Source organism: Spiroplasma endosymbiont of Amphimallon solstitiale, from assembly GCF_964030965.1.
In the GTDB taxonomy this organism is placed as follows: domain Bacteria; phylum Bacillota_I; class Bacilli_A; order Mycoplasmatales; family VBWQ01; genus Spiroplasma_E.
On sequence record NZ_OZ034999.1, the window covers coordinates 1,466,649 to 1,481,977 of the forward strand.

Annotated in this window: 14 protein-coding genes and 4 pseudogenes; 6 read left to right on the top strand and 12 right to left on the bottom strand. The window is 22.7% G+C overall.

What is annotated here, in order from left to right:
* From AAHH39_RS09195 to AAHH39_RS09205, 3 genes are all read right to left on the bottom strand, one after another.
* Complete coding sequence (locus AAHH39_RS09195; RefSeq protein WP_342217844.1) at nt 1–972, bottom strand: serine/threonine-protein kinase; 972 nt, start codon at nt 970–972, stop codon at nt 1–3.
* Between the two features lie 84 nt (nt 973–1,056).
* Nucleotides 1,057–1,806: a PP2C family protein-serine/threonine phosphatase gene (locus AAHH39_RS09200; RefSeq protein ID WP_342217845.1), complete on the bottom strand. Its 750-nt coding sequence runs from the start codon at nt 1,804–1,806 to the stop codon at nt 1,057–1,059.
* 11 nt (nt 1,807–1,817) lie between these two features.
* Nucleotides 1,818–3,101 carry a methyltransferase domain-containing protein gene (locus AAHH39_RS09205; protein ID WP_342217846.1) on the bottom strand — a complete coding sequence of 428 codons (1,284 nt, stop codon included), beginning with the start codon at nt 3,099–3,101 and terminating at the stop codon, nt 1,818–1,820.
* Nucleotides 3,102–3,325: 224 nt separating this feature from the next.
* On the opposite strand from AAHH39_RS09205, the gene AAHH39_RS09210 reads away from it, so the two are divergent.
* The 4 genes and pseudogenes from AAHH39_RS09210 to AAHH39_RS09225 all read left to right on the top strand — a co-directional run.
* Entirely contained in the window at nt 3,326–4,282 is a 957-nt protein-coding gene (locus tag AAHH39_RS09210) for an IS30 family transposase (protein WP_342217847.1), read from the top strand.
* A 45-nt stretch (nt 4,283–4,327) separates the two neighbouring features.
* A pseudogene (locus tag AAHH39_RS09215) lies at nt 4,328–4,441 on the top strand (IS30 family transposase); the annotation flags it as partial.
* Nucleotides 4,442–4,473: 32 nt separating this feature from the next.
* A protein-coding gene (locus AAHH39_RS09220; protein WP_425288900.1) for an IS5 family transposase occupies nt 4,474–5,263 on the top strand; the annotation gives its coding sequence in 2 pieces (ribosomal slippage) (nt 4,474–4,734 and nt 4,736–5,263; 789 coding nt in all).
* A gap of 9 nt (nt 5,264–5,272) precedes the next feature.
* A pseudogene (locus AAHH39_RS09225) lies at nt 5,273–5,843 on the top strand (IS30 family transposase); the annotation flags it as partial.
* Here AAHH39_RS09225 and AAHH39_RS09230 read toward each other — a convergent pair.
* The 5 genes and pseudogenes from AAHH39_RS09230 to AAHH39_RS09250 all read right to left on the bottom strand — a co-directional run bounded on the left by AAHH39_RS09230 (nt 5,830) and on the right by AAHH39_RS09250 (nt 9,411).
* Nucleotides 5,830–5,961 (bottom strand): hypothetical protein, encoded by a 132-nt coding sequence (locus tag AAHH39_RS09230; RefSeq protein ID WP_342217510.1) that lies wholly within the window; start codon nt 5,959–5,961, stop codon nt 5,830–5,832. The pseudogene AAHH39_RS09225 and the gene AAHH39_RS09230 sit on opposite strands and share 14 nt — an antisense overlap.
* A 59-nt stretch (nt 5,962–6,020) precedes the next feature.
* A complete protein-coding gene (locus AAHH39_RS09235; RefSeq protein ID WP_342219300.1) occupies nt 6,021–7,259 on the bottom strand; it encodes an IS256 family transposase in 1,239 nt (412 codons plus the stop codon).
* A gap of 96 nt (nt 7,260–7,355) precedes the next feature.
* Nucleotides 7,356–8,450 (bottom strand): annotated as a pseudogene (locus tag AAHH39_RS09240) (IS256 family transposase); the annotation flags it as partial.
* A 239-nt stretch (nt 8,451–8,689) separates the two neighbouring features.
* Nucleotides 8,690–9,058, bottom strand: a complete 369-nt coding sequence (locus AAHH39_RS09245; RefSeq protein WP_342217851.1) for a SemiSWEET family sugar transporter — start codon at nt 9,056–9,058, stop codon at nt 8,690–8,692.
* A gap of 5 nt (nt 9,059–9,063) precedes the next feature.
* Complete coding sequence (locus tag AAHH39_RS09250) at nt 9,064–9,411, bottom strand: SemiSWEET family sugar transporter (protein ID WP_286642184.1); 348 nt, start codon at nt 9,409–9,411, stop codon at nt 9,064–9,066.
* A 644-nt stretch (nt 9,412–10,055) separates the two neighbouring features.
* On the opposite strand from AAHH39_RS09250, the gene AAHH39_RS09255 reads away from it, so the two are divergent.
* Entirely contained in the window at nt 10,056–10,298 is a 243-nt protein-coding gene (locus tag AAHH39_RS09255; protein ID WP_342217852.1) for a hypothetical protein, read from the top strand.
* 344 nt (nt 10,299–10,642) lie between these two features.
* On the opposite strand, the gene AAHH39_RS09260 is transcribed toward AAHH39_RS09255, so the two are convergent.
* Both AAHH39_RS09260 and AAHH39_RS09265 read right to left on the bottom strand, forming a co-directional pair.
* Nucleotides 10,643–11,506, bottom strand: a complete 864-nt coding sequence (locus tag AAHH39_RS09260) for a DegV family protein (RefSeq protein WP_342217853.1) — start codon at nt 11,504–11,506, stop codon at nt 10,643–10,645.
* 171 nt (nt 11,507–11,677) lie between these two features.
* Nucleotides 11,678–11,893, bottom strand: a complete 216-nt coding sequence (locus AAHH39_RS09265; protein WP_338987524.1) for a single-stranded DNA-binding protein — start codon at nt 11,891–11,893, stop codon at nt 11,678–11,680.
* Between the two features lie 31 nt (nt 11,894–11,924).
* Here AAHH39_RS09265 and AAHH39_RS09270 point away from each other — a divergent pair.
* Nucleotides 11,925–12,044, top strand: a pseudogene (locus AAHH39_RS09270) (IS30 family transposase); the annotation flags it as partial.
* A gap of 552 nt (nt 12,045–12,596) precedes the next feature.
* Here the strand turns inward: AAHH39_RS09270 and AAHH39_RS09275 are convergent.
* Nucleotides 12,597–13,556 (bottom strand): transposase-like zinc-binding domain-containing protein, encoded by a 960-nt coding sequence (locus AAHH39_RS09275; RefSeq protein ID WP_342217855.1) that lies wholly within the window; start codon nt 13,554–13,556, stop codon nt 12,597–12,599.
* Nucleotides 13,557–13,909: 353 nt separating this feature from the next.
* A complete protein-coding gene (locus AAHH39_RS09280; RefSeq protein ID WP_342217856.1) occupies nt 13,910–14,818 on the bottom strand; it encodes an IS30 family transposase in 909 nt (302 codons plus the stop codon).
* Between the last annotated feature and the right edge of the window lie 511 nt (nt 14,819–15,329).

Sequence of the window (15,329 nt, forward strand, 5' to 3'; positions counted from 1 at the left end):
TTAATATAAAATTAATATGCTTATAATAACACCAATAAGTAATAATATAATTAAAATTAAAGATGATAAAAATTCTTTTTTTAAATAAAATGGTTTTTTTAATTTTTGTGAATTTAAGTAATTTTTCTTAAATAACATATTATTTTTATTTTCCGTTTTTAAACAACAATCTAAATCATTACTCAATTCACTAATTGTCCGATAGCGATCATTAATATTCTTAGCAGTTGCCTTCAAAATAATATTTTCTAAACTTTGTGGAATATTCTTATTAATTTCATGAATTAATGGCATTGGTTCTTTAATATGTTTGGCGGCTAATATTTGTGGATTTTTATGAAAAAAAGGTGGTTTACCAACTAATAATTCATATAATATAATACCTAAAGCATAAATATCACTTTGAATTGTTGGTTTTTGAAATTTTACTACTTCTGGAGCAATATATTTCATTGTTCCTACAACTTGATTAGCGTGTTTTTTAACTTCATAATCATCAATAACAGCAATACCAAAGTCTAAAACTTTAATTGCTCCACTACTAGTTAAAATAATATTTTCAGGTTTTAAATCACGATGAATAATATTGACTGCATGACACGCATTAACCCCTTTTAAAATTTCTTTCATAATAACTATAACTTCATTAACTGATAAAACTGAATAATTACTTAAATATTCTTTTAATGTTTTACCTTCTAATAATTCAAAAACTAAGCATCAATCTTTCTTATCAATAAAAACATCATATACCAAAATAACATTGGGATGTCTAACTCTAGATACTGCTCTAATTTCTTGCAAAAATCGTTCTTTTATTAAGTCATCTAGTGGTGAAATTGGATTAATTACTTTTAAAGCAACTTGCCGATTTAAATATTTATCTTGTGCTTCATAAACTTTAGCCATACCACCCGAACCAATAATTTTTAAAATATGATAACGATTATTCAATAATTTATTTATTTCCATTAGTTTCACCATTACTTTTAAATTTATTTTTTAAAAATTACTAACTTATTTATAATTTATATTTTACACAAAAATGTCAAAAGACTAAAATTTTATTTCCATTAATAATGCAGTAACATTATCAGTTGAAACATTAAGTAATGCTTGCTTAATTAATAATTTAACTTTATTATTAATATTTCCATTTTTTTCTAAAATATTAACTATTTCATATTCTTCTAAAAAATCATGAACACCATCACTAGTTAAAAGAAAATATGATGGAATTATTAATGGTAAATGAAAAATATCGGTTTTTAATGGCTTACGTGGACCAAGAGCACTAGTCAATGCCTTTCAATAAGTGTGATTTAAATCAACACTTAATTCTTTAGTTGTATTTTTTTGTAAATATAAATTTAAAATATTATGATCAACTGTTAACTGTTTTAATCCTTGTTCACTATATTGATAAATACGTGAATCACCAATATTTACTAAATAAGCTTTGTTATTAGTAATTAAAATTATTACCATAGTTGTTCCCATATCAAGCGCTTGTTCATTACTTAAACTAAAATTATTCATTTCAATTTGAATAATATCTATCTTTTCTTGTAATCATGCATGAATTTGTTTATCATGTTTTAATTTAGTAAAATCTGTTGTTTCAAAAAATTTTTTTAACATACTAACAGCCATATTACTGGCCACTTCACCACATTTATGACCACCCAATCCATCACAAACAACGCCAATAACTTGTCCAGTATTATTTGTTAAATATAAAACGGCATCTTGATTATTTGTACGATAATTACCAACATCTGTTTTATAACTAGCATTTATTTTCATAAACTGACCCCCTATATTCCTTTTTTTAATTTACAAATATAAAATCCATCAGTATTGTTATTAAAACCAAAAAATTGTTTTTCTGCAATGATTGTCATATCTGCGTGATTTTTAACAAACTTCTCAATTTGATTTTGATTTTCTTTAATATTGAAAGTACAAGTAACATACACAACTATCGCTTCAGGTTTTAAAAGTTGATAAGCCTTATTTAATAATTTTGCTTGAACAGTAATTAAGTGATTAATTTCTTCTTTACTTCAATTGATAAGTTTAACTTCTGGTTTTCTTTTAATTAAACCTCAAGCAGTACTAGGAGCATCAATTAAAATTTTGTCAAATTTATTATTAAAATCTAATATTGTAGAATCACCATATTTAAGTTCAGTATTTGTTACGCCTAATTTTTTTAAATAAGTAACACCAATTTTTAATCGTTCTTCATTGATATCACAAGCAACTATCTTACCGTGATTAGACATTAAAGCTGCCATATGGGCTGTTTTACTAGCAATTCCTGCACACATATCTAATACTTCATCATATGGTTGTGGATCTAAAATATGACTAACTAACATACTTGCTTGGTCTTGTTTAATAATTTCACCATTTTCATATAATTTTGTGTTAAAAATTGACTTTGAACTAATAATACCATCAGATACTATCTCGCTTAAACAAAAGTTAAAAGATTTATAATTTTCATTGTTTAACACTTTATTAACAGTAGTTTTTAATGTATTAACTCTAAAACTAATTAATGGCATTCTTAAGTTATCTTTTATCAATTGATTTGCAATATTAATACTAAATTGTGATTTTATTAAAGAATATAATCAACTAGGATAACTATATTTAATTAATTTAATATTTTGTTTACTTTCTTTTTGTAAGTTAAATTCTGATCTAAATTCAGTAAAACATAAATCTAATACTTTAGAAATAATAAATGTTAGTTTATTATCAATGGTGCTTACTTTTTTTAAAGTATTTTCAATGAAGATTTCTTTATTAGTAATTTCTAAAAAATAAATTTCATATAAAACTATTCATAATAAAATAGTTATGTGAAAAGGAATAGTAATTACTGATTTCAAAACATTTCATATTTGATTTAATATATAATCTAAATAAATTTGATTTTTTAAAGTTCCTAGTACTATCTTTTCAATTGCTTCTTTTTCTGATAATGTTAGATTTTTATCTCGCATCATTTGTGCTAATAAAACATTACAATGACCTTTTTCTAGGATTACTTGTACTAGAATTTTATAAACATCATTTTGAATTATCATTATTTAACCCCACAAAATTTTTAATTATACATATATTATAACTTAAATTATTTTTTTTAATTTTGATAAGTATTTTACTACTATAACTATTAAAAAATGCATCATTACAATGCATTTTTAGTAATAAATTATTATTTTTCCTGAATTGTAAAATTAAAAAGGACACTTATATAAAAATTAAATTGTGTTAATTCTATAATTAAGAAAAGAAAGGAATTAGCACAATGTATAAGTATCTGACTATTGAATCAATAATAGCAATAAAAGAATATAAAAGTTATGGATTTTCGATTCGTAAAATAGCAAAAGCCATTGATTATAGTAAATCAACTGTACATAGAGTTTGTAGATTATTAAATCAAAACTTATTACCATTAGAAATATTGAATAAAATTCAAAAAAATAAACAAAATGCAGGTAGAAAATTAATAATTTTAACTTTAATAGAAATTAATACTATTAATCATTTGTTAATTACTAAAAATTATGCTCTTGATATAATTGCTAATTTTTTAAAGGAAAATAAAATAAAAAGTATTTCAACAAAAACTTTATATAACATGTTTAAAACAAATCGAATGGGTTTTGATGAAAATAACTTATTGAGAAAAGGAAAAAATAAACCTCACAAACAAAAAGAAACTAGGGGCAGAATTAATAATTGTAAGTCTATTCATGAAAGAAATTTAATCATTCCTAATATTAAAAATATAGAAGAATTTGGTCATTTAGAAGGTGATACTATCATTGGTAAAGATCATAAAAGTTCTATTATTACTTTAGCTGATATATGATCAAAAACCACAATTCCTTTAGCAACTAAAAATAATAAATCAGAAAATATTACAAAAAATATAATAAAATTTATTTCAAAGTTACAAAAAGGAACAGTTAAAACTATTACTTTTGATCGTGGTAAAGAATTTAGTAAATGAAAATTAATCGAAAAAAATTGTAATGTTAAGATTTATTTTGCAGATCCTGGTAAACCTTGTCAAAGAGGTTTAAATGAAAATAATAATGGTATTTTAAGAAGATATTTACCAAAATCTACAGATCTATCTTTTAATTATGTAGAAAAGTATGGATGACCAAAAATTATTCATCAATTTACACTTAAAATATTATTTTTAATTAAAAATTTGTTAAAAGTAACATTATTTAGTGTAAAAATTCTCTAAAAATAACACTTTATCATGTATCATTACTTTTCTACAAAATTAAAGGATCTATCTTCATATAAACAAAAAGATTTAAATACTATAGCATTTCAAATTAATTCTACACCCAGAAAATCACTATCTTATAAAAGACCAATAGATTTAATACAATTATTTTAAAAAACTGTCCCATTTATATTTACAATTCAGGTATGCATAAAAATTATCCAAGTCATGTCACCAAAGAACAATTTGAGAACATAAAATCAATTTTAGAAAATAGCAAAAAGAAAACAAAACCAAGAAGTTTAGATTTATATGAAGTATTTTGTGCAATTTTATATGTATTAAAAAGTGGTTGTCAATGAAGAATGCTACCAAAAAATTTTCCAAAATGACAAACTGTATATTATTATTTTCAAATTTGAAGTAAAAATAATGGTAAAGAACCTAGTGTATTGCAATTAATTTTAAAAAAAATTAGTTAAAAAAGTTCGTATCAATAATAATCGCAAAGAACAAACTAGTTTTTGTATAATTGATTCGCAAAGTGTTAAAAATACAGATACTACTGAAAATAAAGGTTATGATGCTGGTAAAAAGATTTCAGGCATAAAACGTCATATTGTTGTTGATTCTCAAGGTTTACCACATGCAATTTACATAACCACAGCAGAAAAAACAGATCGTAATAGCGCTATAATAATGATTGAAAATGAAAAAGAAAATCTTTCTGCAGTTCAAAAAATAATAGTAGATGCTGGTTATACTGGTGAAAAATTTGCTTCTGAAATCAAAACAATCATAAATGCAAATGTTGAAGTGATAAAACGTAATGAATTACATACTTTTGTAGTATTACCAAAAAGATGAATTGTAGAACGAAGCTTTGCTTGATTAGAAAAATACAGAAGATTATGAAAAAATTGTGAAAGAAAACTAAATACTAGTTTACAAATGGTTGTTCTTTCATTTATTTCAGTTTTATTAAAAAGATTCTAAACAGGTTCTAAAACAAATCGAATGGGTTTTGATGAAAATAACTTATTGAGAAAAGGAAAAAATAAACCTCACAAACAAAAAGAAACTAGGGGCAGAATTAATAATTGTAAGTCTATTCATGAAAGAAATTTAATCATTCCTAATATTAAAAATATAGAAGAATTTGGTCATTTAGAGGGTGATACTATCATTGGTAAAGATCATAAAAGTTCTATTATTACTTTAGCTGATATGTGATCAAAAACCACAATTCCTTTAGCAACTAAAAATAATAAATCAGAAAATATTACAAAAAATATAATAAAATTTATTTCAAAGTTACAAAAAGGAACAGTTAAAACTATTACTTTTGATCGTGGTAAAGAATTTAGTAAATGAAAATTAATCGAAAAAAATTGTAATGTTAAGATTTATTTTGCAGATCCTGGTAAACCTTGTCAAAGAGGTTTAAATGAAAATAATAATGGTATTTTAAGAAGATATTTACCAAAATCTACAGATCTATCTTCATATAAACAAAAAGATGAGGCTTTTTAGAAATCTGTGTATCTTTGTTTTACAAAGTACTAGTTTAGATTAATTCTGTCTTCAAATTTTATCATAAAATGAGCAATTGCTGTATTTCAATTTTGAATAGGCAATGTTCATTTTTTTGTTATATTTTCAATTGCTAAATAAAATATTTTGAAAACTGACATATCATTAGGAAAAACTTTGAGGCTTTTTAGAAATCTGTGTATCTTTGTTTTACAAAGTACTAGTTCAGATTAATTCTATCTTCAAATTTTATCATAAAATGAGCAATTGCTGTATTTCAATTTTGAATAGGCAATGTTCATTTTTTTGTTATATTTTCAATTGCTAAATAAAATATTTTAAAAACTGACATATCATTAGGAAAAGCTTTTTTGTTTCTAATAACTTTTCGTAATTGACTATTAACAGATTCAATAGCATTTGTTGTATAAATTACTCTTTTGATTTCTGCAGGATAACTAATAAAAATCATCAAATTTTCTCAATTTTTATATCAAGATTTAGCAATTTGGGGATATTGTTTATTTCATTTACTTTCAAATGATTCTAAAGCTTGCATTGCTTGTTCTTCACTACATGCACTATAAATTGGTTTTAAATCTGTAACTAGAGTTTTTCGATGTTTGTATGAAACATATTTTAAACTATTTCGAATTTGATGAACAATGCATAATTGATGTTCTGTTTTAGGATAAACTGCTTGTATTGCTTCTGACATGCCTGTTAAATTATCACTACAAGCAATCAAAATATCATTTAAGCCTCGATTTTTCATTTCTGTGAAATTAGCTAATCAAAATTTAGCACCTTCATTTTCACTAATTCATAAGCCTAAAACATCTTTTTTACCTTCTAAATCAACTCCTAATGCTATATAAACTGATTTATTAATAATCCGTTTATCTTGTCGAACTTTAACTACTATACAATCAAAATAAACAATCGGATAAATGCTTTCTAATGGTCGATTTTGTCATGTTTTGACATCATCAATAACATCATCAGTAATTTGACTAATAACACTTTCACTAATATCAGCACCATGATATAACTCTTGTAACTGCATTCTAATGTCAGATAGAGTCATACCTTTTGCATATAGTGAAAGCACTTGTTGATCAAAACCATCAAATCTTCGCTGTCTTTTTGCAACTATTACAGGAGTAAAATCACTATTGCGATCTCTTGGTACATCAATCTCAATTTTACCTTGTTGAGTTATTAATTTTTTTGAACTTGTACCATTACGAGCATTTTCAGTATTACTATGTTGATTTTTTTCATATCCTAAATAATTTTGCATTTCAGAATTCAACATTTTTTCAACTAAACGTTTTGTTAATTCTTTATATAAACCCCCTTCTTTAAAAACTGTTGTTAAATCTTCAGTATTTTCTAATAATAAATCTACTGCTTTTGATATTGGATCATTATTATTAATATTTTGTTTTTTAGCCATCTGTAACTCACTCTTTCTAGTCATTTAATTATATTTACTAGAATTAATTAAACATAGTTATTTTTGTAAGTTACACAGATTACTAAACATTGCCAAAACTTTTTTATTTCTGATAACTTTTCTTAATTGACTATTAACAGATTCAATAGCATTTGTAGTATAAATTACTCTTTTGATTTCTACAGGATAACTAATAAAAACCATTAAATTTTCTCAATTTTTATATCAAGATTTAGCAATTTGAGGATATTGTTTATTTCATTTACTTTCAAATGATTCTAAAGCTTGCATTGCTTGTTCTTCACTACATGCAGTATAAATTGGCTTTAAATCTGTAACTAAAGTTTTTCGATGTTTGTATGAAACATATTTTAAACTATTTCGAATTTGATGAACAATGCATAATTGATGTTCTGTTTTAGGATAAACTGATTGTATTGCTTCTGACATGCCTGTTAAATTGTCACTACAAGCAATAAGAATATCATTTAAGCCTCGATTTTTCATTTCTGTCAAATTAGATAATCAAAATTTAGCACCTTCATTTTCACTAATTCATAAGCCTAAAACATCTTTTTTGCCTTCTAAATCAACTACTAATGCTATATAAACTGATTTGTTAATAATGCGTTTATCTTGTCTTACTTTAACTACTATACAATCAAAGTAAACAATAGGATAAATACTTTCTAATGGTCGATTTTGTCATGCTTTGACATCATCAATAACATCATCAGTAATTTGACTAATAACACTTTCACTAATATCAGCACCATGATATAACTCTTGTAACTGCATTCTAATGTCAGATAGAGTCATACCTTTTGCATATAGTGAAAGCACTTGTTGATCAAAACCATCAAATCTTCGCTGTCTTTTTGCAACTATTACAGGAGTAAAATCACTATTGCGATCTCTTGGTACATCAATCTCAATTTTACCTTGTTGAGTTATTAATTTTTTTGAACTTGTACCATTACGAGCATTTTCAGTATTACTATGTTGATTTTTTTCATATCCTAAATAATTTTGCATTTCAGAATTCAACATTTTTTCAACTAAACGTTTTGTTAATTCTTTATATAAACCCCCTTCTTTAAAAACTGTTGTTAAATCTTCAGTATTTTCTAATAATAAATCTACTGCTTTTGATATTGGATCATTATTATTAATATTTTGTTTTTTAGCCATCTGTAACTCACTCTTTCTAGTCATTTAATTATATTTACTAGAATTAATTAAACATAGTTATTTTTGTAAGTTACACAGATTACTAAACATTGCCAAAAAGATTTAAATACTATAGCATTTCAAATTAATTCTACACCCAGAAAATCACTATCTTATAAAAGACCAATAGATTTAATACAATTATTTTAAAAAACTGTCCCATTTATATTTACAATTCAGGTTTAATAAAAAATAAACTATTAAAAGTTACTCTTTATATTTACTTTACCTTTTCATTTTTTACAATCTTCACCATATTTATACATATTATTAATTTTAATACCAAGAATAATTCCTGATCATATTGCACAAGGTGTATTAGCACAAATTATAACTAAATCTTTCATTAAAATTGTTGATTCAGATCCGCCATGATATGATAAATGAATAATGCCCCATAATACTCATAAACTATTAGCTGTTGTATAAAGAATAAATGTAAGTAAAGAAATACCATCTGTTTTTTTAGTTTTTATTATTTTTAAAGACTGTGGACAAAATGCTATAACAGCAATAAGTGCTCCAATAATCCCTATTATAGTAATAATTCATCATTCAGTATTTGCCATTATTTTTATTCCTCCAAAGTTCTAGCATTTTCGCCCAACGTTTTCATATTTTTTACTTTAACATAAATAATACAATTAGTTGCAGTCATTGTTACTGTATACGGTATTATTAAGGTAGAACCTCAAATTGCAATTTCAAGAGTATCAGCACCTTCTGGTCACATTACTGGTAATGTTACTGAAAGTATTCCAAATATCAAGAAAAAAAGATTAGCAATATTATAAATAATATAAGTTGATAAGATTATATGTTTAGTTTCCTTAGTTTTTATTGTTTTTATTGCTTGTGGAATAAATGTTATAATAGACAATATTCCGGCTAAATAACCTATAATTCCAATAAAAGTTTGCATTTTCATCCTCCATTAAATTTTAAAAATATTTTAGTAGTTTTTTTAAAACTATTAATATATTTATTTCTTGTTTTATTAAAAACAACATTATTTTACTTTTAATCATTTAAAATAGAAAGTGTTTAGTTAATATTTTTTTCAAATAAATCTAAAAAAATTAAAAATAATTTATAATAAAAAAATAAAAAACCACTAAAATAGTAAAAGTTTATTTAAAATAAAATAATAAATTTAAAAAATATTAGTTAAAAATTAAATAAAATTTTAATTTTAAAATAAATATAAAATTATGAAATAAATTCGCCTTTTTATAAAAAAGTGAATTTTTTATTGTATATTCATTTTTTCAATTATAGACTTAAATTAAGATTTACTTAGAATTCAAAAATAAACAATAAATAATAATTTTTCAATTAAAACTATATTCTATAAAAAAATAATTTGTTATCAATTTATGTTATTAACAATATTTTTAATATTGTCATAAATTTAACTTATCATTTTATTTTTTATAAATTTACAAACTAATTTAATGTTCTTACACCATTTCATATTTTTTTAAAATCCTAAATATTATAAATATAATCTATGTTCTAAGTAAATCTTAAATTATGGGAATATATAAAAAAGTATTGGAGTTAAAAATGAAAAAAAATAATTTTATTTATGCGAGATATGATAAAGAAGATAACTGTTTAGGTGTTTATGACACTATGGAAGAAGCAATATTAAAAGTTTACCACATTGATAAAACTAATAAAAAACGCTATTATCAAGCCTATAATAATATTTGTCGTTCTTATCAAAAATATAAAAATAATTTTGGAAATGTTGTTTGTTATGAAGATTTTTGATTTAAAATACCACTAAATGAAAATGGCTATTAAAATTAAAAAAATAAAATAGTTATACTATGAAATGGTTAAGGATACTTAATAAAAATATTTTTTAATTTTATAGTTAAAACTCAATAAATTAAAAAACCATTACTTTGATTTATAAATATTTATTTTATTAAATTTTTTCAATTATTTCTTTAGTTTAAAACTTTAATTATTAATAAGAATTTAAATCATAATATTTAATATTTTATTATTTATAAGTTGAAAAAATCTGAATGTTAGTAAACTAAATTAACCTTTACTAACATTCTTTTTTAGATTTAAAGTTTTTTATATATTTTTCTAAAAAACAGAATACTTAATCAATCTTTTATAAAACTACTTTTTTATTAGACTTCTTTTACTCATTGATTAGGTACTACTGAAAAACCAATAGTATTATTACCAGTATGTGTTTTTAAAATATTACATAATGGTTCAATTTTATATTTGGTAAATCCTCTATTTTTTACTTTTTTAATTGCTTCATCAATAATATCTTTTCTACATCAACCATCAATAATATATATTGTTTCTTTAGTAACATCTTTAATTTTAGTAATAATATCTAACATTTCTTCCATAGCTTTACTTAACGTTCTAACTCTACCAATATTATCAATTGTTTCTTTACATCTTAAAATTGGTTTAAAACGTAAAAAATTACCAATTCTTGCTTTACTCATTGGTAATCTACCACCACGAGCTAAAAATTTTAAATCATTAGGAGCAATATAAGATTCATAAGTTTTGCGGAATTTATTTAAAATTTCTAAAATTTCAGGAATTTTTTTTCCATTTTTAACAAGAGTAAAAGCAATTAAAACCATAAATTTTAAAGGTATTGAAGCAGCACCTGTTTCTAAAATATGAACTTTATTTTTATATTTTTCTTCTTTTTGTAAAACTTGCGAACTTGCATATTGTCCTGAAGCATTATTAGCAATTGGTAAAAATAAAATTTGATCATATTTACTCAAAGCATTATCTCAATATTGTTCAAGTTTACCACGACTAGTTTGACTAGTTTTTAAAATATAGTGTTCATCAATCATCTTTTTACGAATTGTTTCACTATCAATATCAATGTTATTATCATCATAAGCATTTTCTCCTTCAATAATATTTAAAGGAATAATTATTATTTCAGGATATTTTTTCATATCTTCAAGGGTAAAACCAGTAGCTGAATCACTTACAATTCCAATTTTCATTTTGTTTGCTCCTAACCTTTTATACTAATAAATTATAGTAAAATTATAACAAATTTATTTTACTATATATCGTTTTAATTTGAAAAAATATAAAGTGACTATAAACTTATTAGTAGTAAAAATAAAAATGGTCTTAATTATTGAGTAATTAAGACCATTTTTTAATTAGTTTTAAGTTAAATAAATAATACGATCAGCAATAATTTCTGTATAGTAAAAATCATTAGCTTTATTAGCAAATGTTTGAATTCTACCTTTAATACCAATAATTGCATTCTTTTTTAATAGTGTTTTTAATTCCTCTGTATTAGCTATTCAAGTTTTAATAGTGATAAAATCAATTTCAAATTGATTTTGACGATTTTTAAAAGGTCTTTCAACTGCCATTATAAACTTGGTCCATTTTGTTGGAATTTGTTCTTTTAATTATGTAGAAAAGTATGGATGACCAAAAATTATTCATCAATTTACACTTAAAATATTATTTTTAATTAAAAATTTGTTAAAAGTAACATTATTTAGTGTAAAAATTCTCTAAAAATAACACTTTATCATGTATCATTACTTTTCTACAAAATTAAAGATTTGTTCTCTGGTTGGTATTATTTCTGGTTCATTCATTAATTTACCTACTAATACAACATTATTTATCATTTTAACACCCCCTCTTATTTGATAATTATAAATTTAGTTCATAAATAAAATATCAAATTATTTTATTTATGAATAAAAGAAAAAAATAAATTAATTCAACAAACTCAAATATTAAAATAAGACTAGATAAAATAATTTATTAATTAACACAAAAAGAGCATTGTCAACTGCTCTTTTTGTAAAATATAATTGTGTTAATATAGTTTTAATCTAAAACTGGTAATGATCCAATTGTTGAATCTTTTAGTGCATTTACTTTCCCAAAATCTACTTGTAATCACACTCTCTGAACATTAACAAATCTAGTAATTTTATTACCATTTTTAGCGGCATCATAAAAAAATGTTTTAATTTTGTAGAAAAGTAGTGGTAAAATAAAAAAAGTCATCAACTTGACTTAAAATTTGATTTTATTAAATTTTGGGATTTATTTTTTTTACAAACTGAAATATAACACATTGGATTTTTGATAAGGGGTTAATCCGTAGTTTTGATATTTTCATTTCCATAAATTGAGGTAATTTTGAATATTGGTAAATCCAATGCCATGGTAATGAGTAATAAATTCTTTTAAACTTGATTGTATTTTACTGACATTACTTAATTTTTTATAATTTAATTCTTTATTTTCTTTTGATTTAAACTGCTGGATAGTGGATTTAGTTTGTTTAGCTACTGTATCATATAATACTTGCATATCACAAACTATAATTGAATTTTCTTCGATAAGTTTTGATGTTAAGTTTTCTTGTACTCATTTTTTATTTAATCTTTTAGTATTTGTTGTTTGAGCATAGATATTTCGGTTTTCATCAATTGCCATTTGAATACAACAATTTAAATCTTTAGCATTTTCTTCAATTCATTGTTTTCTTGGATCATTTGGATCTTTAAAGTTTCCTTTATGAATTTCTTTGATAAAAGTTTCGTCAACTTCAATTCTAGCTTTTAATTTTACAAATTGATTTTGTGTTTTTACTAATTGTGTTGATTTCATAAATTTTTGACGATTAAATCAGGCAGTTTTATTTGTAGTATTAATAAATTGAGAAATAATGTAAGCAGATTGACCTAAAGTAGCTATTTGTATCAATAAATCTCATTGATCATGAGATAAATGACTTCAATAAAAATAATGATTTTTAAAAGCATGAAAAGTAATATTACAACTTTTACATTTATATCTTTGCTTATAATCTTTACTACCATATTTAGTACACAAAAAAGAACTACAATCTGGACATTGAATCCCTTTCTCTTTGAATTTTTGTTCGACTGCTTCAAATTTTTCTTTTTTCTCAATTTGTTTAATTCTAGTTTTATTTTCTCTAAAAATCTCAATAAAATCTTTATCAGACAAATTATTTAAAATTTCTTTTACTGTATTTTTATTCATTTAAAATCACCTCTTTAATATTAAAAATACCATATAAAAATATATTTTTGCTAATTTTACTAATACCACTACTTTTCTACAAAATTAAAGAAAAAATGTATAAACTTTTGTATTTCCTGAATTGTAAATATAAATGGGACAGTTTTTTAAAATAATTGTATTAAATCTATTGGTCTTTTATAAGATAGTGATTTTCCTTTAATTTTGTAGAAAAGTAATGATACATGATAAAGTGTTATTTTTAGAGAATTTTTACACTAAATAATGTTACTTTTAACAAATTTTTAATTAAAAATAATATTTTAAGTGTAAATTGATGAATAATTTTTGGTCATCCATACTTTTCTACAAAATTAAAATGATTTTCTGGGTGTAGAATTAATTTGAAATGCTATAGTATTTAAATCTTTTTGTTTATATGAAGATAGATCTGTAGATTTTGGTAAATATCTTCTTAAAATACCATTATTATTTTCATTTAAACCTCTTTGACAAGGTTTACCAGGATCTGCAAAATAAATCTTAACATTACAATTTTTTTCGATTAATTTTCATTTACTAAATTCTTTACCACGATCAAAAGTAATAGTTTTAACTGTTCCTTTTTGTAACTTTGAAATAAATTTTATTATACTTTTTGTAATATTTTCTGATTTATTATTTTTAGTTGCTAAAGGAATTGTGGTTTTTGATCATATATCAGCTAAAGTAATAATAGAACTTTTATGATCTTTACCAATGATAGTATCACCCTCTAAATGACCAAATTCTTCTATATTTTTAATATTAGGAATGATTAAATTTCTTTCATGAATAGACTTACAATTATTAATTCTGCCCCTAGTTTCTTTTTGTTTGTGAGGTTTATTTTTTCCTTTTCTCAATAAGTTATTTTCATCAAAACCCATTCGATTTGTTTTAAACATGTTATATAAAGTTTTTGTTGAAATACTTTTTATTTTATTTTCCTTTAAAAAATTAGCAATTATATCAAGAGCATAATTTTTAGTAATTAACAAATGATTAATAGTATTAATTTCTATTAAAGTTAAAATTATTAATTTTCTACCTGCATTTTGTTTATTTTTTTGAATTTTATTCAATATTTCTAATGGCAATAAGTTTTGATTTAATAATCTACAAACTCTATGTACAGTTGATTTACTATAATCAATGGCTTTTGCTATTTTACGAATCGAAAATCCATAACTTTTATATTCTTTTATTGCTATTATTGATTCAATAGTCAGATACTTATACATTGTGCTAATTCCTTTCTTTTCTTAATTATAGAATTAACACAATTTAATTTTTATATAAGTGTCCTTTTTAATTTTACAATTCAGGTAAATATAAAACCAAAATTGAAAAATTAAATAAAAAACTACAAGAAACTCTTGATGATTTAAAAGAAATAAGTGATCTCTATGCAAAATCAGAAAGAGATGCATTAGATAAAAGAAAAATAATTACAAATCTTGCAAATAAAATTACAGAATTAGAAACACAGTTAATAGAAAATCAACAACAAGCAGAAATAAAAAATAATAATAAAAAAATTATAATTCCAAAAATAAATTTAATAATACCTGGTGAAATATGTTCTTTAGCAACTGATACAAAAGGTAATCTTTATCTTGGAACTAGAAATAGTTCTTAACATGGTGCTATTTATAAATGTTTAGCAGGAGAAACAAACTTTAAACCAATATTAGGAATATATGGTGAAATATGAACAATAGCTATTTATAAAAATGAAAATGTTTATATAGG